18 protein-coding genes and 3 tRNA genes are annotated in these 24,604 nt (G+C 73.3%); 7 read left to right on the top strand and 14 right to left on the bottom strand.

Annotation, left to right across the window (positions count from 1 at the left end):
- Nucleotide 1: 1 nt before the first annotated feature.
- A complete protein-coding gene (locus tag IE177_RS06790; RefSeq protein WP_190013821.1) occupies nt 2-3,631 on the bottom strand; it encodes a S8 family serine peptidase in 3,630 nt (1,209 codons plus the stop codon).
- A 376-nt stretch (nt 3,632-4,007) separates the two neighbouring features.
- Here IE177_RS06790 and IE177_RS06785 point away from each other — a divergent pair, with 376 nt between their 5' ends.
- Nucleotides 4,008-5,045, top strand: coding sequence for a rod shape-determining protein (locus IE177_RS06785; protein WP_190013820.1), 1,038 nt, complete (start codon nt 4,008-4,010; stop codon nt 5,043-5,045).
- Between the two features lie 86 nt (nt 5,046-5,131).
- On the opposite strand, the gene IE177_RS06780 is transcribed toward IE177_RS06785, so the two are convergent.
- Entirely contained in the window at nt 5,132-5,527 is a 396-nt protein-coding gene (locus tag IE177_RS06780) for a cupin domain-containing protein (RefSeq protein ID WP_190013819.1), read from the bottom strand.
- A gap of 52 nt (nt 5,528-5,579) precedes the next feature.
- Here IE177_RS06780 and IE177_RS06775 point away from each other — a divergent pair, with 52 nt between their 5' ends.
- Together IE177_RS06775 and IE177_RS06770 are read left to right on the top strand one after the other, a co-directional pair.
- On the top strand, nt 5,580-6,572 hold the full coding sequence (locus tag IE177_RS06775; RefSeq protein WP_190013818.1) for a GlxA family transcriptional regulator: 993 nt from the start codon (nt 5,580-5,582) through the stop codon (nt 6,570-6,572).
- A 179-nt stretch (nt 6,573-6,751) separates the two neighbouring features.
- Nucleotides 6,752-7,429, top strand: a complete 678-nt coding sequence (locus tag IE177_RS06770; RefSeq protein ID WP_190013817.1) for an ANTAR domain-containing response regulator — start codon at nt 6,752-6,754, stop codon at nt 7,427-7,429.
- A 340-nt stretch (nt 7,430-7,769) separates the two neighbouring features.
- Here the strand turns inward: IE177_RS06770 and IE177_RS06765 are convergent, their stop codons facing one another.
- The 10 genes from IE177_RS06765 to IE177_RS06720 all read right to left on the bottom strand — a co-directional run bounded on the left by IE177_RS06765 (nt 7,770) and on the right by IE177_RS06720 (nt 15,231).
- Entirely contained in the window at nt 7,770-9,023 is a 1,254-nt protein-coding gene (locus IE177_RS06765) for a serine/threonine-protein kinase (RefSeq protein ID WP_190013816.1), read from the bottom strand.
- A gap of 69 nt (nt 9,024-9,092) precedes the next feature.
- A complete protein-coding gene (locus tag IE177_RS06760; RefSeq protein ID WP_190013815.1) occupies nt 9,093-10,319 on the bottom strand; it encodes a cytochrome P450 family protein in 1,227 nt (408 codons plus the stop codon).
- Between the two features lie 12 nt (nt 10,320-10,331).
- A complete protein-coding gene (locus IE177_RS06755; protein ID WP_190013814.1) occupies nt 10,332-11,549 on the bottom strand; it encodes a cytochrome P450 in 1,218 nt (405 codons plus the stop codon).
- On the bottom strand, nt 11,546-12,172 hold the full coding sequence (locus IE177_RS06750; RefSeq protein WP_190013813.1) for a GTP-binding protein: 627 nt from the start codon (nt 12,170-12,172) through the stop codon (nt 11,546-11,548). Before IE177_RS06750 ends, IE177_RS06755 begins: the two co-directional genes overlap by 4 nt.
- Complete coding sequence (locus tag IE177_RS06745; RefSeq protein ID WP_190013812.1) at nt 12,150-12,506, bottom strand: DUF742 domain-containing protein; 357 nt, start codon at nt 12,504-12,506, stop codon at nt 12,150-12,152. Before IE177_RS06745 ends, IE177_RS06750 begins: the two co-directional genes overlap by 23 nt.
- Nucleotides 12,503-12,925: a roadblock/LC7 domain-containing protein gene (locus tag IE177_RS06740; RefSeq protein ID WP_190013811.1), complete on the bottom strand. Its 423-nt coding sequence runs from the start codon at nt 12,923-12,925 to the stop codon at nt 12,503-12,505. The genes IE177_RS06745 and IE177_RS06740 overlap by 4 nt, the downstream gene beginning before the upstream one ends.
- Before the next feature lie 2 nt (nt 12,926-12,927).
- Nucleotides 12,928-14,400 carry an ATP-binding protein gene (locus IE177_RS06735; protein ID WP_190013810.1) on the bottom strand — a complete coding sequence of 491 codons (1,473 nt, stop codon included), beginning with the start codon at nt 14,398-14,400 and terminating at the stop codon, nt 12,928-12,930.
- Nucleotides 14,401-14,826: 426 nt separating this feature from the next.
- Nucleotides 14,827-14,903: transfer RNA gene (locus IE177_RS06730), tRNA-Ile, on the bottom strand.
- Nucleotides 14,904-15,079: 176 nt separating this feature from the next.
- Nucleotides 15,080-15,152 (bottom strand) — tRNA-Asn (locus tag IE177_RS06725).
- A gap of 6 nt (nt 15,153-15,158) precedes the next feature.
- Nucleotides 15,159-15,231, bottom strand: a tRNA-Asn gene (locus IE177_RS06720).
- A gap of 159 nt (nt 15,232-15,390) precedes the next feature.
- Between IE177_RS06720 and IE177_RS06715 the strand changes: the two genes are divergently transcribed.
- From IE177_RS06715 to IE177_RS06700, 4 genes are all read left to right on the top strand, one after another.
- Nucleotides 15,391-15,696: a YtxH domain-containing protein gene (locus IE177_RS06715; RefSeq protein ID WP_190013809.1), complete on the top strand. Its 306-nt coding sequence runs from the start codon at nt 15,391-15,393 to the stop codon at nt 15,694-15,696.
- A 163-nt stretch (nt 15,697-15,859) separates the two neighbouring features.
- Nucleotides 15,860-17,314, top strand: a complete 1,455-nt coding sequence (locus IE177_RS06710) for a xylulokinase (RefSeq protein WP_190013808.1) — start codon at nt 15,860-15,862, stop codon at nt 17,312-17,314.
- 309 nt (nt 17,315-17,623) lie between these two features.
- Nucleotides 17,624-19,357, top strand: a complete 1,734-nt coding sequence (locus tag IE177_RS06705; RefSeq protein WP_190013807.1) for an ABC transporter ATP-binding protein — start codon at nt 17,624-17,626, stop codon at nt 19,355-19,357.
- Nucleotides 19,357-21,285: an ABC transporter ATP-binding protein gene (locus tag IE177_RS06700; RefSeq protein ID WP_190013806.1), complete on the top strand. Its 1,929-nt coding sequence runs from the start codon at nt 19,357-19,359 to the stop codon at nt 21,283-21,285. Before IE177_RS06705 ends, IE177_RS06700 begins: the two co-directional genes overlap by 1 nt.
- A 53-nt stretch (nt 21,286-21,338) precedes the next feature.
- Here IE177_RS06700 and IE177_RS06695 read toward each other — a convergent pair whose 3' ends face one another.
- Nucleotides 21,339-22,610 (bottom strand): RNA polymerase sigma factor, encoded by a 1,272-nt coding sequence (locus IE177_RS06695; protein WP_229815916.1) that lies wholly within the window; start codon nt 22,608-22,610, stop codon nt 21,339-21,341.
- A 69-nt stretch (nt 22,611-22,679) separates the two neighbouring features.
- Nucleotides 22,680-24,578: a DNA primase gene (dnaG, locus tag IE177_RS06690; RefSeq protein ID WP_190013805.1), complete on the bottom strand. Its 1,899-nt coding sequence runs from the start codon at nt 24,576-24,578 to the stop codon at nt 22,680-22,682.
- Nucleotides 24,579-24,604 lie beyond the last annotated feature (26 nt).

Genomic DNA, 24,604 nt, shown 5'->3' with positions numbered 1-24,604 from the left:
GTCACTTCACGGCGGCCGCCCGGACGATCTCCTGGGTCACCGAGCCGCTCCTGTCGTCGTGGGCCGCGGCCCGCAGCGAGACGGAGGCGGCGGTGCGCGGCACGGTCAGCGTGCCGCGCCAGGAGGCCCCGGCGCCCGCGGTGAGCCGGACCCGCCGCCAGGTGACGCCCTCGTCGTACGACACCTCCAGCCTCCCGCCGCCGAGCGTGCCGGTGCCGGCGGCGCCCGCCACGTACCCGGCGCCGAGGGTGACCGGTGTGCGCCGCCCGCCGCGCACGGCGCCGCGGAGGTCGGTGGAGAGGCGGTAGGAGAGGTTGATCAGCGGCAGGACCGTCCAGTGGTCCTCGGCGGTGGCCGCCGAGCGGAAGGTCCACTCGCTGTGGCCCCGCGTGGCGAGCGGCCAGCGGTCCGCGGCGAGAGCGGTGTCGGTGACGACCCGGTAGGAATGCTCGTCGGCGGGGGCGTCCCGCACGTCGACGGCGGAGCCGGTCCGCCGGTCGACCGGTGTGCCGTCGAGGGCGACGGCGGTGGTCTGGCTCATGCCGCTGTCCTCGCTCCACACGTCGCCGAACCCGGTGTGGTCGGGCCCCGAGTCGCCCCAGCCGGGGACGTTCAACCGGAGGCGGTCGCCCTGCCGTTGCGGTGTCCCGTCGAGAGCGGTGCCCAGCCACGGGTGCCACACCGGCCGGAACCAGTCCAGCTCCGGCCGGGTGCCGCCGCCGTAGCGGACCAGGCCGCCGCGCTCCTCCAGGGCGCCGTCGCCGGCCGTGACGGACTCGTGCCACAGCTGGCCGGGGCCGGTGGAGACGTAGTCGGTGCGCTCGGCGGGCAGGTCCACGGGTTCCTGGAAGCCGAGGGCGATCGGGAAGGCGTCGGTCACCGAGTAACGGAACTCCCCGCCGGCCGACGGCCGTGCGGCGTGGAACCGGACCCGCAGGGCGGCGAGTTCGTGCCGGGAGGGCGCGAAGGTGAGGGTCCGGCCGGGGACGGCGCCCCGGTGGCCCTCGGAGAGGTCGTACACGTACGCGGGGTCGGCGCTGCCGGTCATGTCGACCCGTCCGGCCGTCCGCAGCCGTGCCGCGTCGGCCGCGTTCACGGTCGCGATCTGCAGCGGCCGGTCGGCGTTGTCTTCCGTACCCCACCAGGCCGTCAGCCGGCCGGGCGCGTCGTCCGTGACGAACAGTGCCCTGGCGCCCGCGTCCTGGGCGGCCCGGGCGAGCGCGGCCGGCTCGGCGCCGTCGGCGAGGCGGGCGAGCACCGCCTCGCCTCTCACCCCGGTCACGGGCCCGTCACCGACGTCCACGAGCGGCAGCCGGGTGCGGCCCTCGATCAGGGTGCCGCCGGACTGGACGGTGGCCTCGCCGACGCCCCTGACCGTCAGTCGCGGCTCGGCCAGCCGCCACACGGTCCGGTACTCGAAGTCGCCCCGGGTGACCTCGCGGGTGGGGGCGGCGAAGACGCTGTCGTAGGCGAGGGGCACCTGGACCGCGCCGAACAGGTCGGCGCCGTCCGCCGTGCGGTCGTACTCCATCAGAAGCTGGCGGGTCTCGGTGCGCCGGCCCACCTCCGCCTTCACCTCGCGCAGTTCCCGCCCGTCCAGGGTGACGCCGCGGTCCCGGTCGAGGGTGATCTCGGGGGCGGCGAGGAAGCCGAGGCCGAGGGAGTCGGCGCCGTGGCTGCCGGACACGTCGAGGAACGAGGTGAGGGCGTAGGTGCCGGGCCTCAGACGCAGCTCCAGCGTGCCGGACGCGTCCACGTGGGCCGGTTGCGCGTCCTCGCCCCGGGCGAGCCTCTGCACGGTGAGGTCGGCGGCGGCGGGGGTGCCGGCGCGATCCTTGACGTGGACGGTGAGCGTGTACCGCTCGTCCTCCTTGACCAGCGCGAACGCGGTGTGGGCGAGCGGTTCGCCGGCCGGGCCGGCGGCCACGATCTGCCCGCTGGTCGCGCCGGCCGGCGCCCTGGACGCGTCGCCGGTGACGGTGGTGGAGGCGGTGCCGTGGGCGGGGACCGTGAGGGAGGTGCCGGCGAGGGTGGCGACGCCCTCCGGGGCCCCGTCCACGGACAGCCGCAGCCGCACCTCCCGGTCGGAGGAGTTGGTGTAGGTCAGGGTCCGGGTGACGGGCTCGTCCGCGTCGTGGGCCCAGCGGTGGAAGCCGAGGTCGGTGCTGCCGGTGGCGGTGATCTCCGCCCGCACCGCGTCCGGCACGTTCACCCGGCCGGCGCCCACCGTGTAGGCGGAGGCGTCCAGCCGGCGGGAGGTGGACAGCAGCGCGTCCTTCAGCTCGGCGCCGGTCCAGTCCGGGTGCTCCTCGGCGAGCAGCGCCGCCACCCCGGCGACGTGCGGGACCGCCATGGACGTGCCGCTCATCGAGGTGTAGTAGCCGCTGCCGGGGACGAGCTGGGAACGGGCGGCGAGGATGCCGACGCCGGGCGCCGCCAGGTCGGGCTTGAGGGCGTTGTCGCCGTGGCGGGGGCCGGCACTGGTGAAGGGGGCCGGCCGGTCGCCGGCGTCCACCGCGCCCACCGTGAGCGCGGCGTCGGCGGCGCCGGGCGAGGAGATGGAGGACGGGGCTCCGGTGTTCCCGGCGGCGGCGACGAACAGCGCGCCGGTCTCCCGTGAGAGGGTGTCGACCGCCTCGGCCATCGGGTCGGTGCCGTCGCTCGGCTCGGTGGAGCCGAGGCTCATGGAGACGATACGGGCGCGCACGTCCCGCGCCGCCCACTCCATTCCGGCGATGATCTGCGACTCGCTGCCCGCGCCCTGGTCGTCGAGCACCTTGCCGACGGCGAGTGCCGCGCCCGGCGCCACGCCCCTCTCGGCGCCGTCGGAGGCGGTTCCGCTGCCGCCCACCGTGGAGGTGACGTGCGTGCCGTGGCCGTTCAGGTCGGCGACCTCCTGGCCGTCGACGAAGCTGCGGGTCCGGCTCACCCGGTCCTTCAGGTCGGGGTGTCCGAGGTCCGCACCGGTGTCGAGGACGGCGACCGTGACGCCCTTGCCGGTGAGCCCGGCGTCCCAGGCGGCGGGGGTGCCGATCTGGGCGTTGCTCTCGGCCAGGTCCGCCGTCACCCGCCCGTCCAGCCACACCTTGCCGATACCGGCCGTGCGGGTGAGGGAACGCCAGAAGGTACGCCCCCGGTCCGCCTCGACGGCCGCCCCGCGCAGGCTGGGCAGGGCGCGGGTCCGCTCGGCGCCGGCCGGGACGGCGGTGCGGGCGCCCCTGCCGTAGGTGACGATCAGCGGCAGCGTGCGGGCCTCGGCGTCGGTGAGCCCCTGCCGGATCAGCCCGCTGACGTCGAACAGCCGCCGGTCCAGCGTCCCCGCCCGCAGGTACGGCAGCGCCTCGTCCGGTACGACGGTGAGGTCGCCGCCGCTCCGCTGCGTCCGCACGGCCCCGGTGACCCCGCGGGGCCGCCGCACGGTGACGGCCTCCCGCCCCCGGCCCAGACCGGTGACGGTCACCTTGTCGCCGGTGACGAGGGTGACGGTGGTGGCGTCGGCGGCCGTTCGCCGGGCGTGTGCCGCGGGGACGGTGCGCGCGGCGGCCGGGGCGGCCGGGGCGGCCGGGAGCAGGGTGCCCACGAGGGCGGCGGCCAGCAGGGCCGCCGGGCGTCCGAATGGTCCGGTGGTCATCCGCGCCTCTTCTCGTCGGACTCGCCGGTGCTGTCATGTGCCGTACGGTGCAAGGGCGTTGAGGGGTACCAGCGGGAAGGTGCCCTGACGGCGGTCCGCCGACACCCTTTCCTGGCGAGGCGGGGCCAGAGGGCGCGGCGAGGCCGAAGGGCGGGGCGGCGCGGGGCGAAGCCGGGGACGAGGCGGGAGCAGCCCTTACCCCCTCCCCTCGCCGCCGCCCGCGCTCCGTGGCCGCGCCACGCCGGAGAACCCCCCGTTCGGCGGCGCCCCGCCCGGCCCCTCCCAGCAGGCGGCCGCCCCGGCCGCCGCGCAGGATGCAGGTGCGGCCCGTCGCCCCGGCGGCCGCCCATGGCCCGTGCACTCGGGAGGATCCGCCGTGACCGTCAGCCTGGAGCAGTTGCGCCGCTGTCACTTCGCCGTCGACCTGGGCGCCGCCCGCACGCGGGTGTACGTGAAGGGGGCCGGACTCGTCGTCGACCAGCCCTCGGTAGCGGCCGTGAACAACCGCAGCGGCGCGCTGATAGCCGTGGGCGACCTGGCCGAGCAGATGACGGGGCGGACCCCGGGCTACATCAGGGTCGTGCGGCCCATCTCCGGTGGCACGGTGGTCGACATCGAGATGGCCCAGCGAATGCTGCGGCATCTGCTCGGCGAGAAGACGCGCCGCGCCCTGCGCCGCAAGCCCCGGCTGCGCGCGGCGGCCTGCACCCCGCACGCCGCCGACCCGCTGGCCACCCGGGCCACGATCGAGACGCTGGTCGGGCTGGGCGCGCGCCGGGTGGTGCTGGTGGACACGCTGATCGCGGCCGCCGTGGGCTGCGGACTGCCCGTGGAGCGGCCCGAGGCCACCATGATCATGGTGTGCGGGGCGGCGGCCACGCAGGTCGCCGTGCTCTCGCTCGGGTCCATCGTCACCGCCGAGCGGATCCCGGTGGGCGGCGAGGCGGTGGACCGCGCGATCGTGCAGCACCTGCGCCACGCACACCAGTTGATGCTGCCCAGCCAGTCGGTGCGTCCGCTGCAGGTGGCCCTGTCGGCCAGCGGACTCGCCCAGCACGGGCCGGCGTCGGCCGAGATCCACGGGCGGGACGTGGTCACCGGGCTCCCGCGCACCGTGCGCGTCGACACCGCGGCCGTGCGCGTCGCCATCCAGACCCCGCTGACGGCCGTCCTGGACGGCATCGGCAAGGTGCTGCGCGACTGCCCGCCCGATCTGGTCGCCGACCTCGCCGACCGCGGGATGGTGATGGTCGGCGGCTCCGCGCTGCTGCCCGGGTTCGACCAGATGCTCCGGCAGGCCACCGGGATGCCGGTGCACATCGCCGAGCGGCCCGACGTCTGCGCGGCGGAGGGACTGGGCGCCATGCTGGAGGGCCGCGTCGAGCCGCTGCTCCTCAACCCGCTGGCCGCCTGAAGCCGCCGCCGGCCGTGCGGCGCGTCCCCGTCCCGGCCCCGCCCGGCGAGTGTGCCGCGAGCCGGTGAACCTTAAGCCTGTCGGCGTCAGGTGCCGAGGGCGTGCCCGGTCGTCGAGTCGACGTGCTCCGGGATCTCGTCGTGGCGATCGCCCACGGTCGGTGTCCCGGTGGGCTCGAACATGAGGATCGCGGCGCCGGACGGAGCGTACGGTTTGTGCTGCGTGCCTCGGGGGACGGTGAAGACCGCCCCCTGCGGGAGCAGGACCGTGCGCTCCCCCTCGGGCTCCCGCAGGGAGATGTGCAGTTCGCCGTCGAGTACCAGGAAGAACTCGTCCGTGTCGTCGTGGACGTGCCAGACGTGTTCGCCCTCGACCTTGGCGATGCGGACGTCGTAGTCGTTGACACGCGTGACGATGCGGGGGCTCCACAGGGCATCGAAGGAAGCCAGAGCCTTGCTGAGGGGGATGGGTTCGTTGCTCATGGGCTCATCCTGAGCCGTTTCGCATGGCCACGGTGAGTGCTAGGAATCGCACATGACGAAAGAATCCTCGCACCCGGCCCGCGCGGTGGGCGCACACCGGGTCGTCGTGATCGTGGACGAGAACTCGAACCCGTTCGAGCTCGGCTGCGCGACCGAGGTCTTCGGTCTGCGCAGACCGGAGATCGGCCGTGATCTCTACGACTTCAGGCTCTGCTCCCCCGAGCCCCGCACCCTGATGCGCGACGGCTTCTTCACGCTCACCGGAGTCGCCGACCTGGAAGCGGCCGACGCGGCGGACACCTTGATCGTCCCCAACCGCCCGGACACCGAAGTGCCCCGACGTCCCGCCGTGCTCGATGCCATCCGCCGGGCACACTCCCGCGGTGCGCGCCTGGTCGGCTTCTGCAGTGGCGCCTTCACACTGGCCGAAGCCGGAGTCCTCGACGGGCGCCGGGCCACCGCGCACTGGCAGTGGGCGGACTCCTTCCGGGCCCGCTTCCCCTCCGTCCACCTCGAAGCGGACGTGCTGTTCGTGGACGACGGTGACATCCTCACCGCGGCGGGGAGTGCCGCCGCTCTCGATCTCGGGTTGCATGTGGTTCGCCGCGACCACGGCGCGGAGGTGGCCAACTTGGTGAGCCGGCGACTGGTCTTCGCGGCGCACCGGGACGGCGGGCAGCGGCAGTTCGTGGAGCGTCCCATGCCCGACCTGCCGGACGAGTCTCTGGCGCCTGTCCTGGCCTGGGCCCAGGAACGGTTGGACTCACCGCTCACCGTGTCGGACCTCGCGGCACGTGCGACGGTCAGTCCGGCGACCCTGCACCGCCGCTTCCAGGCGCAACTGGGCACGACGCCGTTGACGTGGCTGACGGGGGAACGGCTCGCTCTGGCGTGCCGGTTGATCGAGCGAGGTGAGTTCCGGTTCGAGGTGGTCGCGCGACGCAGCGGTCTCGGCACTGCCGCGAATCTGCGCACGCTGATGCGCCGCGAGACCGGCATCACACCGTCGGCGTACAAGCGCCGGTTCGGGCCGCAAGCGAACTGACGGCGGGCATCCCCTTGCGATGCACTTCCGGTGTTCCTCGGCCCCCTGCCCGTGCCGCCGCCGTGAACTCGCCGCGACAGCCGGCGCACCGGGCGCGGTACGGGACGAACGGGTGTATCCCGGGGAGCATGGGGCAGGCGTCGGGTGTGGCACCCCGAGGACCGAAGAGGGCGAAGGACATGACCTCAGCGGCACGCTCACCGCGCGCCGGGCGGCAGGCCACGTTGACGGTCGAGGGCAGGAAGGAGGGGGACCGGATCCTCCTGCGCGCCCATGGAGAACTGGTCGTCGGCTGCACGGACACCCTGGCGGGAACCCTCGCCGCCCTGCCGGCGGACGCCGCCCGCATAGAACTGGACGTCTCCGGCGTTTCGTTGATGGACACGGCGGGGCTGCGCTTCCTCGACCTGCTGAGCGGCTACGGCCGCCGGCACGGCATCCCGGTCTCGGCCACCGGCTGGCGGGGCCAGCCGCACCGGGTGCTGGAACTGCTCGACCTGGACACCACCGACCCGCTGCGTACCGCGCTGCCCCGCGCGTCCGCCGTCCGCACCGCCTCCGCGGTGGTCCAGGAGCGCGCCGAAGAGGTGGAGTCGCTGCGGCTGGAGATAGAGCAGTTGCGGCACGCGATCGACTCACGCCCGTTGATCGACCAGGCCCGCGGCATCCTGATGGCCGCGCACGCCTGCACTTCGGACCAGGCGTGGGACATCCTGCGCGAGGCCTCGCAGCGCACCAACCTCAAGCTGCGGCAGGTGGCGGCGGCCGTCACGGCGAGCGCGGTGCCCGAGGGACCCGCCCCGCCCGGACCGCTGCGCGCCGCGCTGCGTGCGGCGGCGGCCCGCCACGCCCGCTGAACCGCCCCGGCGGCCGCGCGGCGGTCAGTCCGGTCAGTACGGTCAGTACGGCAGGATGCGCCCCGAAGGTGTCCTGCGGTCGATCTCCTGCCCGCGCGGGGCGGCTGGGCGCCGGCTGACACGCACCCGGATCCGACGGTCCATGACGCCCTCCTCCTGTCCGGAACGGTCCGGCGGCGGACGCCGGTAGGAGGTCCGTGCCCAGGACCCGGCGTGTTCAAGCGTGATCGGACTCAAGTCCTCGTTTTGACGGTGCCGTTGCAGAGGCGGCGGGCAGGGGGGCAGCGGCGGGTGGCCGCCGGGGCCTGCCGGACGTCTCCCGCCGCTCGCCGGGCCGGCCCTACCGGGCCAGGTACCGGCCGAGGACCGGGTCGAGCTGGGCCAGCCAGGCGCCGAGCCGGGCCGCCCGGCGGGCGTTCAGCTCGCATTCGTACACGCTGCCGTCCCACAGCCGGACGGTCACCGTGAGGCGGTTGCCGCGCCGGGTACGAGCGACGTGGGCGATCTCCGCCCACTCGAAGTCCGCGGCCGCACCGCCCAGTTCGAGCAGTACGCCGGTGGCGTTCACGACGACGCGCGCCGTCCCGTCGGCCAGCACGGCCTCCGGGCTGCCGTACAGGAGCGGGATCGGCGGCCCGAACCCCTGGACGGCCTGCGGCACCGGCGCGGGCGGCACGGCGAGGTGCGGGGGCGTCGCGGGGTGCGGGGGCGTCGCGGGGTGCGGCGGGACCTGTGCGGGGTGCGGCGGGGGCGGGGCCGCGGGCGGTGCGGGAGCCGCGACGGTGGGGGTGTACGCCGGTGCCGGCCGGTCCGGTTCGGGTGCCGTGCCGGTCAGGCGGTCCAGCAGTTCGGTGGGTGTCGGCCGCGCCGCGGGGTCCTTCGCCAGGCACGCCGACACCAGTTCGGCGAGAGCGGCGGGGACGGTGGCCAGGTCCGGCGGTTCGTGCACCGAGCGGTACATCAGCCCCATCGGGGTGCCCTCCCCCCAGGCGCTGCCGCCCGCCGCGGCGACCAGCACGGCGCCGAGCGCGAACACGTCGGCGGCGCCGGTCACGTCGTGGCCCAGCGCCTGTTCGGGCGCGAGGAAGCCGGGGGTGCCGAAGGCGGTGCCGGTGGCGGTGAGGCGGGTGGACTCGACGGCCCGGGCGATGCCGAAGTCGAGGACGCGGGGCCCGTCGGCGGCCATGATGATGTTGCCCGGCTTGAGGTCGCGGTGCACCAGGCCGCAGGAGTGGATGGACTCCAGCGCCTCGGCGAGCGCGGCGGCCAGCGACCGCAGTCGCGGCTCGTCCATGGCGCCGTCGGAGGCGAGCCGCGCCGCGAGGGTCGGCCCGGGTATGTAGGCCGTGGCCAGCCACAGCGGGTCGCCGTCGACGTCCGCGTCGACGACCGGGGCCGTGTGGAAGCCGCCCACCGCGCGGGCCGCCTCGACCTCGCTGCGGAACCGCTCGCGGAAGACCGGATCGGCCGCCAGCTCCGTCTTGGCGACCTTCAGCGCCACGGCCCGCCCGCCGCGTGTCCGCCCGAGGTAGACGGTTCCCATGCCTCCTTCGCCGAGCCGGCGCTCGACGACGTACCCCCCAATGCGTTCCATGCGCACAGTATGGCCGCCGCGCGGGACCGGCCGGCGGGGGGCGGGTGGCTCGCCACCCGCCCGCCCGGCTCAGGCGGGGGTGAGGCGCACGGGCAGTTCCTGGTGGCCGTTGCTGATGAGGGAGGCCACCGGCCGCAGCTCCCCGGCGGGCACCGCGAGCGACAGCCCGGGGAAGCGCTCGAAGAGCTGCCGCAGGGCCTCCGCGACCTCCAGGCGGGCCAGGGGGGCGCCGAGGCAGAAGTGCACGCCGTGGCCGAAGGCCAGATGGTCCTTCAGCGTGCGGGTGAGGTCGAAGGTGTCGGCGGCGTCGCCGTGCCAGTCCGGGTGGCGGTTGGCGGCGGCGTACGAGGCGAGGATGGCCTCGCCCCGCGCGATGGTCCGGCCGTCGGGCAGCTCGATGTCGGTGACGGCGTAGCGCAGCGGCAGGTGCTTGACGGCGGGTTCGTGCCGCAGGGTCTCCTCCACGACGTCGTTCCAGCCGGCCTTGCCGGTGCGCACGAGGTCGAGCTGGTCGGGACGGGTGAGCATGGCGACGACGGCCTGGTCGATGACGTTGACGGTGGTCTCGTACCCGGCGCTGATCATCAGCAGGAGCGTGTCGCGCAGCTCCTCGGCGGTGAAGCCGGTGCCGTCCGTCTCCTCGTCGCGGGCCGAGATGAGCAGGGACGTCATGTCGTCGCCGGGCGTGGCGGTCTTCGTGGCGATCAGCTCGTCGAGGACGCCGTACAGGCGGACGGTGTTGGCCTGGGACTGTTCCGGGGTCAGCGTGGTGTCGAAGACCCCGTCGACGAGCTGCCGGAAGCCGGCCCGCTGGTCCTTCGGAACGCCCATCAGGTGCCCGATCACGGCGATGGGCAGCGGGTAGGCCAGGTGCTCGCGCAGGTCCACGACCTGCCCGGCGGGCAGCGCGGCGAGGTCGTCGACCAGTTCGGCGACCATGCCCTCGACGGCCGTGCGCAGTTCCTCGATGCGCCGGGCGCTGAAGGCGGGGGCGACCATGCGGCGCAGCCTGCGGTGGTCGGCGCCGTAGGCGGTGAACATGTTCTTGACCGCGACCCACAGGGCGAGCGGCCAGGTCGCCACCGTCTGCTGGAAGTCGGGCCAGTGCGCCCGCGCGTCCTTGGACACGGACGGGCTGGTCAGCAGGTTCTTGAGCAGGACAGGGTCGGTGACGGCCCAGGCCTGGACGCCGAGGAGGTCCACGCGCGCGGCCGGGCCGCGTTCGCGCAGGGCCCGGTGTTCCTGATGGGCGGCGGCGCCGGTCGGGTCGAGGACGAGCGGAGCGTGCTGGGACATGGCCGGACTCCTTCAGACGACGGCGGGGAAGCGGACCGGCAGGCTCTCCAGGGCGCGGTGGAACGGGCCGGGCCGCCAGACCAGTTCGGACACGGGACGGGCGAGGTCGAGCTCGGGGAGCGCGTCGAGGAGCCAGCTGATGGCGGTCTCGGCGATGAGGTAGGCGTGGCTCCTGGCCGGGCAGGAGTGCGGGCCGATGCTCCAGGACAGGTGGGCGCGGTTGCCGGTGAGGTCGGCGGCCGCGACGCCGGCGGTGACGGCCGGGTCGTTGTTGCAGGCGGCCATGGAGATGACGACGGGCTGGTGGGCGGGGAGCAGCACGCCGTCGACGTCGATCGGGTAAGGCGGGTAGGTGATGCAGTAGTTGGCCAGCGGCGGGTCCGTGTACAGGACGGTGTCGAGGGCGTCCCGGACGGGCTGGCCGGCGTGCAGCCCGGCGGAGAAGTGCTCGTCGGTGAGGATCTTGAGCACGGTGTTGCTGATCAGGTGGGTCAGCGGCTCGATGCCCGCGCCGTAGAGCGTGACCAGCTGATGCGACATCTCCACGTCGTCCAGGCGGGCGGCGTGGGCGATCAGCCGTGAGGTGACGTCGTCGCCGGGCTGGTGCCGCCGCAGTGCGACGAGGTCGGCCACGGCCCGGCCGAGGATCTCGTTGCCGAGGGCGGCCGTCGCGGCCTCCGCGTCGAAGATCTTGGCCATGCCGTCGGCGATGCGCCGGCCGATCTCGTCCGGGCAGCCCAGCAGCGCGCTCAGCACGCGGAAGGCGATGGGCCACGAGTACTGGGTGAGCAGGTCGGCGTGGCCGAGGGCACGGAAGTCGCCGATGGCCTCGGAGGCGACCTTCTCCACCAGGGCCCGCAGCTCGTGCTGGTCGACCGCCTGCAGGCTCGCGGTGTTCGCCGCGCGGTAGCGGGTGTGCTCGGCGCCGGCGGAGCGCAGCGCGTTGGGCCGCCATTCCATCATCGGCTTCACCGGGCAGGTGTCGGGTATCGCCTGCTGCCAGATGCGCGGATCGGCGGGGAAGTGCAGCGGGTCGTTGAGGATGCGGCGGGCCTGGTGGAAGCCGATGACCAGGGTCGCGGGGACGCCGGGGGCGAGCTCCACGGGGACGAGGGGGCCGAACCGGTCGCGCATGCGGGCGTAGGCGCGGTGCGGGTCCTCGGCGAACTCGGCGTCGTAGAGCGCGATCCGGGTCGGCGGGCTCGCGGTCCCGGGTGCGGAGGTGGTCATGAACGGGGCTCCACAAGAGAGGCGGGTGCGTGACGGGTGGTCAGGTACTCGACGAGGGTGATGAGCGCGTACACGCAGGACCGGCCGTCCCGCGCGTCGCACTCGGTCAGCGGCGTGCCGGGGTCCAGCGCGAGCGCCTGCCGGAGTTCCTCGAGGGGGTAGCGGGGCGCGTCGGGGAAGACGTTGATGACGACGGAGTACGGCGTCCGCTGTTCCTCCAGCAGGCCCAGCACCTCGTGGCAGCCGTCGAGGTCGCGGGTGTCGGCCAGGACGACGGCGCCCAGCGCGCCCTCGGTCAGCCCCTCCCACAGGGGCCGGAACCGGGTCTGGCCCGGGGTGCCGAACAGGTAGAGCACCAGGCGGTCGCCGAGCAGGTGGATGCGCCCGAAGTCCATGGCGACGGTGGTGGTCGTCTTGTTCGGAGTGCCGCGCAGATCGTCCACGCCGACGCTCGCCTCGGTGATCGGCTCCTCCATGCGCAGCGGGGTCACCTCGGAGACGCTGCCGACGAAGGTGGTCTTGCCGACGCCGAACGCCCCGGCGACGACGATCTTCGCCGACCGGGTCACGGCGGGAGCCAGGAAATGGGGGGCGGGCCCGTCAGACCAGTTCGCGGAGTCCACGCAGCACCTCCTGTAGCAGATCGAGTCCGGGCCGGCCCTCCTCGACGGGGACCGGGCTGGTGAGATGGCCGCTGTCCATCAGGGCGGAGACGAGGATCCGGACGGTGGAGGGCGGCAGTTCGAGCGCGGCGGCGATGTCCGCCACGGCCAGACCGCCCCGGCCGCCGCCGCCGAACAGGCGCATCACCCTGCGGGCGTCGGGCGCCAGCGTCTCGGTGCCGCCGGAGGCGGCGATGACCACCGTCTCCAGGCGCACGTCCCGGCTGGGGCGGACCCGCCCGCCGGTGCGGACGTAGGGCCTGATCAGGTCGGGGTCGTGCCGCGGGCCCGTCACGTCGCGGTGCCGCCTCCCGCGGCGGGCCGTCGGTCCCCGACTTCCAGCTCGTGGCCGAGCCGGGTCGCCAGCCGCACCATGTGGTGGGTGATGAGGCCGACGTCGGAGTCGGGCCCGGTGGTGACGACCGAGAGCATGCTGTTCTTCGCGGCCGCGGTCGTCAGCCCGATGCGTCCCTGCGACTCGATCAGCAGCTGGCACATCCCCTTGCCCCCGACGTGCTCGTCCCACGCCTTGCCGGCGGCGCGCAGCGAGGCGGTCACGGCGGCGAGTTTCTCCGCGTCCTCCTGGCCGATCGTCTGCGTACGGGCCTGCAGCAGGCCGTCGCTGCTCATCAGCACCGCGTACTCGACGCCCTCGACGGAGCCGAGTTCCTGGTCGAGCAGCCACCCCAGGCTGTTGCTGTGCGTGTCGCGCATGGTCAGTGTCCTTCGGTGGGTCCGTTGTTTTCCTCGGTCTGGCGTCCGCGGCGGGTGCCCGCCGCCCAGGCGGCGGCGACGCTCGGCCGCCCCGGCACGGCCGGTTCCCCGGACGGTGCGGGGGGCGTGCTGCGCACCCTGGCCGGGCGTTGACGGACGGTCAGGCCGCTGGCAGTGGTCACGGGCGACTGCGGCGGGGCCGCGGGCTCCGGCTGGGTCACGGGCTCGGGGGCGGTGGCGGGCTCGGGAGCGGTGGCGGGCTCGGGAGCCGCCGGGGTGGGTGCAGGGGTCACGGTCGCCGCCGGGGTGGGGGAGGTGGTCGCGGTCGCCGCCGAGGCGGGGGTGGGGGTCGCGGTCGCCGCCGAGGCGGGGGTGGGGGTCGGGGAGGAGAACACCAGGAGGTTCTTCGGCAGCACCAGGACGGCGCGGGTGCCCTGGTAGATGTTCGGCGCGGTCAGCTCGACCCGGAAGCCGTAGTTCTCGGCGAGCAGCGAGGCGACCCGCAGACCCGTCTGCGGGTGGGCGCCGAGCCGGGTGATGTCGTCGCGCTGCTCACCGGACATGATGTCGCGGGCCCACAGCAGCCGTTCGTCGTCCATCCGCAGACCGGCGTCGTCCACGATCAGGAAGCAGGCGTGGTGGCCCTCCTCCACCGAGACGTGCACGCGCGCGGCCGGCGGGGAGTACCGCAGGGCGTTGTCCAGCAGCAGCGCCAGGGTGTGGACGACGGCCTCGACCGCCCGGCTCTGCACCGCGATGGTGTCGGACTCGTGGTGCTGCACCCGCTGGTAGCCCTCGATCCGGCCCATCGCCGCGCGGATCACGTCGGTCAGCGAGGTCCGGGGCCAGCGCCTGGAGAGCTTGTCGCCGGCCAGGACCGCGTAACCCTGTGCGGTGAGCAGCATCTGCTGGGCGATGTGGTCGATGTGCACGAGGGTCGCGTACGCCTCGTCGTCCTGGTGGGAGCGCACCCCCTGGCTGATCTCCCGTCCCAGCCGGGACGCCCGGGCCACCACGTTGGAGGCGAAGCTGCGTACGGCGGCCCGGGTGGCCTGCTGCGCGTCCCGGTGCGCCTTGGCGATCTCCTGGTCGGCGGCGGACCGGAGCTGGGCGATGTGCTGCTCGGCCGCCGCCTGCGTGCTCTCCCGGACGCCCGTCACGGTGGCGGCCACGTGGCCGGTGAGGTCCCGCAGGCGGTCGGCGATCGGCGTGTGCGCCAGCGGCGGGGGCACGACGAGGTCGCCGGGGCGCTGACCGCCCGGCCGGGGCGCCCCGGCCAGTGCGGGCACCACGTCCGCGGTCAGCTGCGCCAGCGCGTACTCCACGGCGTGGAGCTGCTGGGTGAGCTGCTCGGACCGGTCCTGGAGCCGGCCGGCCCTGCTTCGCTCGCGCCGGTACGCGCGGTGGGAACGCCATGCGGCCGCTGCGGCCACAAGAGCGACCACGGCACCGGCGACCAGTATCGATACGGTCATCGAGTCCTCTCCCAAGTAGGAGTCGCGAACCGGTCGGAGGCGGGACGGCGCCACGGCTGGGGAAGCGGCCGACTGCGGGACCCTGCCGCCGCGACATCGCCCGCGACGCGCGCGTGGACGCGGGCATGACATGGCAGGGGCCGGGAGCGGGGGCGGAACCCGCGGGGAAGTCCCAGGCGTCCGCGGAACCTGACGGGCGGTAACGCGACCATGACGACCTGGCTACGGCCGGGGCGGAGACGCCTGCCGGTTAAGGCAGGGAATGCGGCGGGCACTGTGTCCTCCGGGTACGCGGTCCTGTCGTCCTGCGTCACGTCCGCGACGCCCGGCGGCCGTTTCCGGTCGGGGCTGAGCCTATCCACAAATCAGCCGGGTGTTCGACGTTCACGGCGGGGAATCCGTGAAGATGCCGCGCGTGGAGGTGCTTGGTGGGGCGGGTGGGACTCGAACCCACGGCCGGCGGATTATGAGTCCGCTGCTCTAACCGGCTGAGCTACCGCCCCATAGCGGCGTGTCGCGTACAAGTGTGCGCGCCGTCTGCCGCAGCATAGCCGGTCATACGATCTCCTGCTTCGGATGGTCGGCTTCCGCGCTGCTCATGACCTTGAGGACAGCACCGCGGGCGGGACGGTTCCCCCGGACATGAAAAAGGACCCCTGTGGGGTCCTCGTTCAGCGTGCTCCCCCGACTGGACTCGAACCAGTAACCTGCCGGTTAACAGCCGGCTGCTCTGCCAATTGAGCTACGGAGGACCGAAGCTCCCCCGACTGGACTCGAACCAGTAACCTGCCGGTTAACAGCCGGCTGCTCTGCCAATTGAGCTACGGAGGATCGCCTCGATTGCATCGAACGTACCTGCCTGGGTATTCGCCAGGGGGCGGGCGCTCGCTGCGACACATACATTAGCGCAAGCAGGGGGGTGCTCCGCCAATCGGTTCCCCCCGGCCCCGTCGCCGCAACCAGAGACCTAGCAAGGGAAGGGTGGCCGCCATGCGCTACCGGCTCACGTTCGTCCTCGGAGTGGCCCTCGGTTACGTGCTCGGCACGAGGGCCGGTCGCGAGCGCTACGAGCAGCTGAAGAAGTCCGCCCAGCAGATCGCGCAGAACCCGGCCGTGCGCAACACCGCGGAGACGGCCGCCCAGCAGGGCCGCGTCTACGCCGGCAAGGCCTTCCACACGGTCAGCGACAAGGTCGGCGACCGGGTCCCGGCCTCCGTCGCCCAGCGGGTCCGCTCCCTGCGCGACCGGAACATCGACGGGACTCCGGAGGACGACTGGGGCACGAGCAACACGTGAGCGAAGGCCGCCCGGCGCCCGGGCGAGTCCTCCCGCCCAGAAGCGCGGGGAGGATCCCGCGCGCCCGGCCATGACGGACCCGCACCCGCCGAACGGCGGGTGCTTCCGCGTCCTTGGGCGTCCCCGGCCGGAGCAGGCGCCGCGGTACGGCAAAATTCTCGGTATGGGGATAGTCGCCGGCTTGGACAGCTCACCGGACTTCACGCGCATCGTGGTCTGCGACACGGACACCGGTGCCGTGCTACGGCAGGGGTATGCCCCTCACCCGGTGGAGACGCCGGAGGGCGGGGGCCGGCCCAGCGACGTGGATCCGCAGGCCTGGCTGCTCTCGCTGGGCGAGGCCGCCGGGGGCGGTCTGCTGGAGGGCGTGCAGGCCATCGGGGTCTCCTCGCAGCAGAACGCGCTGATCCCGCTGGACGCCCAGGGCAACACCGTGCGGCCGGCGATGACCGGCGGCGACAAGCGGGCCCAGGTCGCGGCGGCCGACCTCGTCGACGCCCTCGGCGGGCGCGAGGCCTGGGCGCAGGCCGTGGGTTCCGTCCCGACGGCCGCCCAGCCGGTCACCAAACTGCGCTGGCTCGCGAAGAGCGAACCCGAGAACGCGCTGCGCACGGCCGGTCTGCTCCAGGCGCACGACTGGCTGGTGTGGCAGCTGCTCGGCCGGCCCGTGCGGCGGACCACCGACCGCGGCGGCGCCTCCGGCACCGGGTACTGGTCCGCGGCCATCGGCGCCTACCGCCCCGACCTGGTCGAGCTGGCGCTCGGGCACCAGGCGATGCTGCCCGAGGTGATCGGCCCCTCGGACGCGGCCGGCACGACCCCGGAGGGGCTGCTGATCTCCGCCGGGACCGGCGAGACCATGGCCGCCGCGTTCGGGCTCGGGATCGGGCTCGGGGACGCGGTCGTCTCCCTCGGGGCGTCCGGGTCCGTGATGGCCGTGCACCCGGAGGCGCTCACGGACCAGTCCGGGATGATCACGTCCCTCGCCGACGCGACCGGCATGCACCTGCCGGTCGTCACCACCCTGAACGCCGTACGCACCCTGCGCGGCACCGCCGAGATGCTGGGCCTGCCGGACCTGGAGAGCCTGTCCGACCTGGCGATGAAGTCCACGCCGGGCTCCCACGGCCTGGTGCTGCTGCCCTATCTGGAGGGCGAGCGGACACCGAACCTGCCGCACACCGCGGGGACGCTCGCGGGGCTGCGGCGCGAGTCGATGAAGCCCGAGCACCTGGCGCGGGCCGCGTTCGAGGGCATGCTGTGCGGTCTCGCCGACGCGCTGGACGTGCTGCGCGGCCGGGGCGTGGACGTGCGGCGGGTCTTCCTGCTCGGCCCGGCCGCCGAGCTGCCGGCCGTGCAGGCGGCGGCGCCCTCGCTGTTCGCCGCGCGGGTCGTCGTGCCGCAGCCGGCGGACTACGCGGCGATCGGCGCCGCCCGGCAGGCCGCCTGGGCGCTGGGCGTTTCGCAGGGCGCGCTCGACCCGCGGAACCCGCCGGCCTGGCAGGGCGCGGCGGCGCAGGTGCTGGAGCCGGGCGAGGAACTGGCGGTGGGCCAGGCGGTGCGCCAGCAGTTCACGGCGGTGCGCGAACAGACGCACCCGGGGGCGTTCAACTTCTAGGCCGTGTCCGCGAAGTCGCGTCGTTCGCCCGCAGGGCGGGCGTCGCGGCGCAGGCGCGACTTCGCGGACACGGCCCAGGAGGGCGCGCCGGGTACGGTCCGCGCCGTGGGGGACGGCACGTCCGCGCCGTGGACGACGGCCGGCACACTCCGCGCCGCCGCAAACCGCAGCGGCGCGGACGGGACCCGGAAGGCCCAAGCGGGCCCCGCTGCCGGGTTAATCGGTTGAGGTAACGCGGGTGGAGTGTCCGACGATAGGGGCCACGGGCGCACACCCCGTCCGTATCGCCGACACTCCGAGAGACGTAGCGTGCTCATACGACTTCTGCGGACCTATCTCAGGCCCTACAAGAAACCCATAGCCTTCCTGGTGCTGCTGCAGTTCCTGCAGACCTGCGCCACCCTCTATCTGCCCACCATGAACGCCGACATCATCGACAACGGTGTCGTGAAGGGCGACACGGGTTACATCCTGTCCTACGGGGCCGCGATGATCGGCGTCTCGCTGGTGCAGGTCGCGGGCAACATCGGCGCCGTGTACTTCGGCGCCAGGACCGCCTCCGCGCTCGGCCGGGACCTGCGCGGCGCCGTCTTCGACCGGGTGCAGTCCTTCTCCGCCCGTGAGGTGGGGCACTTCGGGGCCCCCTCGCTCATCACCCGCACGACGAACGACGTGCAGCAGGTCCAGATGCTGGCCCTGATGACGTTCACGCTGATGGTGTCGGCGCCCATCATGTGCGTCGGCGGCATCGTGCTCGCCCTCGGGCTGGACGTGCCGCTGTCCGCGGTGCTCGTCGCGGTCGTCCCGGTGCTCGGCGTCTGCGTGACGCTGATCGTGCGCCGGCTGCGGCCGCTGTACCGGTCCATGCAGGTCCGCCTCGACACGGTGAACCGGGTGCTGCGCGAGCAGATCACCGGCAACCGGGTCATCCGCGCCTTCGTGCGCGACGAGTACGAGCAGGGCCGCTTCGGGAAGGCCAACGCCGAGCTGACGGACATGCAGCTGGCCACCGGGCGGATGCTCGCGCTCATGTTCCCGATGGTGATGACGGTGGTGAACCTGTCGTCCATCGCGGTGGTGTGGTTCGGCGCCCACCGCATCGACAGCGGCGGAATGGCGATCGGCGACCTGACCGCGTTCCTCGCCTATCTGATGCAGATCGTCATGTCCGTGATGATGGCCACCTTCATGTTCATGATGGTGCCGCGCGCGGAGGTCTGCGCCGAGCGCATCCAGGAGGTCCTGGAGACCGACTCCAGCGTGGTGCCGCCGCTCGCGCCGGTCACCGAGCTGCGCCGGCACGGCCACCTGGAGATCCGGGGGGCGGGTTTCCGCTATCCGGGTGCCGAGGAGCCGGTGCTGAAGGCCGTCGAACTGGTGGCCCGCCCGGGCGAGACGACGGCCGTGATCGGCTCCACCGGCAGCGGCAAGTCGACGCTGCTCGGGCTGGTGCCCAGGCTGTTCGACGCCACCGAGGGCGAGGTGCTCGTGGACGGTGTGCCCGTCCAGGACGTCGACCCCGCGCTGCTCGCGAGGACCGTCGGGCTCGTCCCGCAGAAGCCGTACCTGTTCGCGGGCACGGTCGCCACCAACCTGCGCTACGGCAACCCGGACGCCACCGACGAGGAGCTGTGGCACGCCCTGGAGGTGGCGCAGGCCGCGGACTTCGTGCGGAAGCTGGAGGGCGGTCTGGACGCCCCGGTCTCCCAGGGTGGGACGAACGTCTCCGGCGGTCAGCGCCAGCGGCTCGCCATCGCCCGCACGCTGGTGCAGCGCCCGGAGATCTACCTCTTCGACGACTCCTTCTCCGCGCTCGACTACGCCACGGACGCGGCGCTGCGCGCGGCGCTCGCCCGGGAGACCGCCGAGGCGACCGTCGTCATCGTCGCCCAGCGGGTGGCGACCATCCGGGACGCCGACCGGATCGTCGTGCTGGACGAGGGCCGCGTGGTCGGCACCGGCCGGCACCGGGAACTGATGACGTCCAACGACACCTACCGGGAGATCGTGCTCTCCCAGCTGACGGAAGCGGAGGCCGCCTGATGGCCGGGCCCATGGGACGCATGATGGCCGGGGGCGGCCCCGACCAGCGCTCGATGGACTTCAAGGGGTCGGGCAAACGGCTCGTCGCCCAGTTCAAGCCCGAACGCCTCACCGTCTACGCCCTGTTGGTCTGCGTGGTGGTCAGCGTCGCCCTGAACGTGATCGGGCCGAAGATCCTCGGCAGGGCCACCGACCTCGTCTTCGCCGGCATCGTCGGCCGGCAGATGCCCGCCGGCGCCACCAAGGAGCAGGTGCTCCAGTCGATGCGCGACCGGGGGCAGGACTCCGTCGCCGACGTGCTGAAGGGCACCGACTTCACCCCCGGCGAGGGCATCGACTTCGGCGCCGTCGGCGACGTCCTGCTGCTCGCGCTCGGGACGTTCCTGGTCGCCGGTCTGCTGATGGCCGTCGCGACCCGGCTGGTCAACCGGGCCGTGAACCGCACCATGTACCGCCTGCGCGAGGAGGTGCAGACGAAGCTGTCGCGGCTGCCGCTGTCGTACTTCGACAAGCGCCAGCGCGGCGAGGTGCTCTCCCGCGCCACCAACGACATCGACAACATCGGGCAGACGCTGCAGCAGTCGATGGGCCAGCTCATCAACGCGGTGCTGAGCATCATCGGCGTGCTCGCCATGATGTTCTACGTCTCCTGGATCCTGGCGCTGGTCGCGCTCGTGACCGTGCCGCTGTCGTTCGTGGTCGCCACCCGGGTCGGCAAGCGGTCCCAGCCGCACTTCGTGCAGCAGTGGCGCACCACCGGCAAACTGAACGCGCACGTCGAGGAGATGTACACCGGGCACATCCTCGTGCAGGTGTTCGGGCGGCAGGAGGAGTCGGCGAAGCAGTTCGCCGAGCAGAACGAGGCGCTGTACGAGGCCGGGTTCCGGGCGCAGCTCAACAGCGGTGTGATGCAGCCGCTGATGATGTTCGTGTCGAACCTCAACTACGTGCTGGTGGCCGTCGTCGGCGGTCTGCGGGTCGCGTCCGGCGCGCTGTCCATCGGTGACGTCCAGGCCTTCATCCAGTACTCGCGGCAGTTCTCGATGCCGCTGACGCAGGTCGCCTCGATGGCGAACCTGGTGCAGTCGGGCGTCGCCTCGGCCGAGCGGGTCTTCGAACTCCTGGACGCGCAGGAGCAGGAGGCGGACCCGGTGCCGGGCGAGCGGCCGTCCGAGCTGCGCGGACGGGTGCGGCTGGAGCACGTGTCGTTCCGGTACGACCCGGACAAGCCGCTGATCGAGGACCTGTCGCTCACGGTGGAGCCCGGGCACACGGTGGCGATCGTCGGCCCGACCGGCGCGGGCAAGACCACGCTGGTCAACCTGCTGATGCGGTTCTACGACGTGTCCGGCGGGCGGATCACCCTCGACGGGGTCGACGTCCGGAGTATGTCCCGCGACGAGCTGCGGTCCGGCATCGGCATGGTGCTCCAGGACACCTGGCTGTTCGGCGGCACCATCGCGGAGAACATCGCGTACGGCGCCGCCCGCGACGTCACGCGCGGGGAGATCGAGGAGGCGGCGCGGGCCGCGCACGCGGACCGGTTCATCCGTACGCTCCCCGACGGCTACGACACCGTGATCGACGACGAGGGCACGGGTGTCAGCGCCGGTGAGAAGCAGCTCATCACCATCGCGCGGGCGTTCCTGTCCGACCCGGTGATCCTGGTGCTGGACGAGGCGACGAGTTCCGTGGACACCCGCACGGAGGTGCTGATCCAGAAGGCGATGGCCAAGCTGGCGGCCGGGCGCACGTCGTTCGTGATCGCTCACCGGCTGTCGACCATCCGGGACGCGGACACGATCCTCGTGATGGAGAACGGCTCCATCGTCGAACAGGGCTCGCACACGGAGCTGCTGGCGGCCGACGGCGCCTACGCCCGCCTGTACAAGGCCCAGTTCGCACAGGCGGTGGCCGAGGTCGACTGATCCCACGGGGGTCGCTCACGGGGGCCGCTCACGCCCGGTGGGCGGCCCCTTCCTCAGTCCAGGTATCCCCTCAGCTGGTCGGCGAAGGCGTGGTCGCGCAGCTTGTTGAGGGTCTTGGACTCGATCTGCCGTATCCGCTCCCGGGTCACGCCGAAGATGCGGCCGATCTCCTCCAGGGTGCGGGGGCGGCCGTCGACCAGCCCGTAGCGGAGCTGGACGACCTTGCGCTCGCGCTCGCCGAGGGTGGAGAGCACCACCTCCAGGTGCTCCCTCAGCAGGAGGAACGCGGCGGACTCGACCGGGCTCGCCGCGTCGCCGTCCTCGATGAGGTCGCCGAGGGCGACGTCGTCCTCCTCGCCGACCGGGGCGTGCAGCGACACCGGCTCCTGGGCGAGGCGCAGCACCTCGCCGACCCGCTCCGGGGGGAGGTCGAGGTGGGCGGCGACCTCTTCGGGCGTCGGCTCGTACCCCCGCTCCTGGAGCATGCGGCGCTGGACCCGGACGACCCGGTTGATCAGCTCCACCACGTGGACGGGCACCCGGATGGTGCGGGCCTGGTCGGCCAGGGCCCGGGACATGGCCTGGCGGATCCACCAGGTGGCGTAGGTGGAGAACTTGTAGCCGCGCGCGTAGTCGAACTTCTCCACCGCGCGGATCAGCCCGAGGTTGCCCTCCTGCACGAGGTCGAGCATGGTCAGGCCGCGGCCGACGTACCGCTTGGCGACGGAGACCACGAGCCGCAGATTGGCCTCGATGAGCCGGCGTTTGGCCATCCGGCCCATGACCACCAGCCGGTCCAGGTCGTCGGCCAGCCGGCTGTCCAGGTCGGGGGCGCCGCCCAGTTTCTCCTCGGCGAACAGCCCGGCCTCCACCCGGCGGGCGAGGTCGACCTCCTCGGCGGCGGTGAGCAGCGGGATGCGGCCGATCTCGCGCAGGTACTGGCGGAACAGGTCGGCGGAGGGGCCCCCGGTCTCCGCGCGGACGGCCGCGGGTGACCCGGCGGACCCGGCGGCCTCCTCCTCGGCCTCGACCGCCTCCGCGGCCTCCCCGGACGCGCCGGGTCCCCCGGGGTCCTCGGGTTCCTCCGCCAGTTCCCCGGCGGGCGGCTCCGCCGGTTCGGCGGGCACCGTCTCCGGGTGCGCGGCGGCGCGGTTCTGCGGGGGCACGGCCACGGACACGTCCCTCTCCGCCTCCGGCTCGTCCGCGGTGGCGCCGGCGCTGCTGTGGGTCTGACTGAGGGTCCGGGTCTGCACGGGGGCGACCTCCAGGCTGATCGCTGCGGAGGTGTACGGCAGCGGTACTCGGCCCAGTGTGGGGTAAGACACAACGCCACCACGAGGGGCGTGCGGTGACTTTTTGCATCCGGTTCGTGACCGGCTGGTGATCCCGGTGGCTCAGAGCGCCGACGGGCCCTCGTCCTGCAGAGCCCTGTCGTACCTGGTCAGGATCATCATCTCGTTCTGGATGGCGGCCGACTGGGCCGGATCCGAGTGCCCGAGCCGGGTCAGTGTGCCCTGCAGGTCGGTGAGCCGGCGGGCGACGGCCCGGCGCCGGACGGTGACGAGCTGTTCGCCCGCGTAGGCCTCGTCGACCGTGCGGCGCATGATCGCCTCCACGGCCAGCTCCGTCACCATCGCCCGCACCGTGTCGTCGGGGGCCGCCTCGCGGACCCGGACCAAGTACTCCTGGGCGTCCTGGGTGCCGTGCTCGGCGCCGCCCGCCTCCGCGATCGCCTGGCGGACGGCCGCGTAGGGCGGGGCGGTGAACTCGTCGACGCCGTACGCGTCGAACGCGGGCGACACCAGCTCGGGGCGCTGCAGGGCGAGTTTGAGCAGTTCGCGCTCGGTGGCGTAGACGGGGTTGCGCAGGGTCAGGGCGGGGCCGGACGGGGCCCGGGACGGCTCGGGCGTCTGCTGGGGGCGGTGCTGCCGCGCCGGTGCCGGCGCCCGGCCGCCGCCCTCGCGGGCCCAGCGGGCCAGCTGGGCCACGCGCCGGACCACGAACTGGGTGTCGAGGATGCCGAGCATGCCGGCCAGCTCGACGGCGACCTCGTGCTGCGCGCCGCTGTTCTTGATCCGGGCGACGACCGGGGCGGCCTCGTCCAGCGCGGCCGCGCGGCCCGCCGGGGTGTCGAGGTCGTAGCGGCTCACGATCTGGCGGAGCGCGAACTCGAACAGCGGCGTGCGGGGCTCGACCAGGTCGGCGACCGCCTCGTCGCCCTTGGCCAGGCGCAGGTCGCACGGGTCCATGCCGTCGGGCGCGATCGCGATGTACGTCTCGGCGGCGAACTTCTGGTCGTCCTCGAAGGCGCGCAGGGCGGCCTTCTGTCCGGCGGCGTCGCCGTCGAAGGTGAAGATCACGCGGGCGGAGCCGTTGTCCATCAGCAGCCGGCGCAGGATCTTGATGTGCTCGCCGCCGAAGGCCGTGCCGCAGGTCGCGATGGCCGTCGTCACTCCGGCGAGGTGGCAGGCCATGACGTCCGTGTAGCCCTCCACGACCACGGCCCGGCTGGCCTTGGCGATGTCCTTCTTCGCGAGGTCGATGCCGTAGAGCACCTGGCTCTTGCGGTAGATCGGCGTCTCGGGGGTGTTCAGGTACTTCGGGCCGTTGTCCGCCTCGTACAGCTTGCGGGCGCCGAAGCCGACGACCTCGCCGCCGATGTCCCTGATGGGCCACATCAGCCGGCCCCGGAAGCGGTCGATGGGGCCGCGGCGGCCCTCCTGGGCCAGGCCGGACAGGAGCAGTTCCTTGTCGCTGAACCCCTTGCCGCGCAGGTAGCGGGTGAGGTGGTCCCAGCCCTGGGGGCTGTAGCCGACGCCGAAGTGCTCGGCGGCGGCCTGGTCGAAACCGCGCTCGGCGAGGAAGATCCGGCCGGTCTCGGCCTCGGGTCCGGTGGCGAGCTGTTCGGCGTACCACTGGGCGGCGGTCTTGTGCGCCTCGACCAGGCGGATGCGCTCGCCGCGCTGGTGGGCCGGGTTGTACCCGCCCTCCTCGTAGCGCAGGGTGATGCCGGCCTGGGCGGCCAGCCGCTCCACCGCCTCCGAGAAGGAGAGGTGGTCCACCTTCATGACGAAGGTGAGGGTGTCGCCGCCCTCCTGGCAGCCGAAGCAGTGGAAGAGCCCCTTGCTCGGGCTGACCTGGAAGGACGGCGACTTCTCGTCGTGGAACGGGCACAGGCCCTTGAGGTTGCCGCCGCCCGCGTTGCGCAGCTGGAGGTACTCGGAGACCACGGCGTCGATCGGGACCGCGTCCCGTACCGCCTTCACGTCCTCGTCGTTGATCCGTCCTGCCACGAGTGAATTCTACGGGGGCCGAGTGA

This window comes from Streptomyces lucensis JCM 4490 (assembly GCF_014650035.1).
Classification (GTDB): domain Bacteria; phylum Actinomycetota; class Actinomycetes; order Streptomycetales; family Streptomycetaceae; genus Streptomyces; species Streptomyces lucensis.
This window is presented reverse-complemented; position numbering and strand designations above follow the sequence as displayed.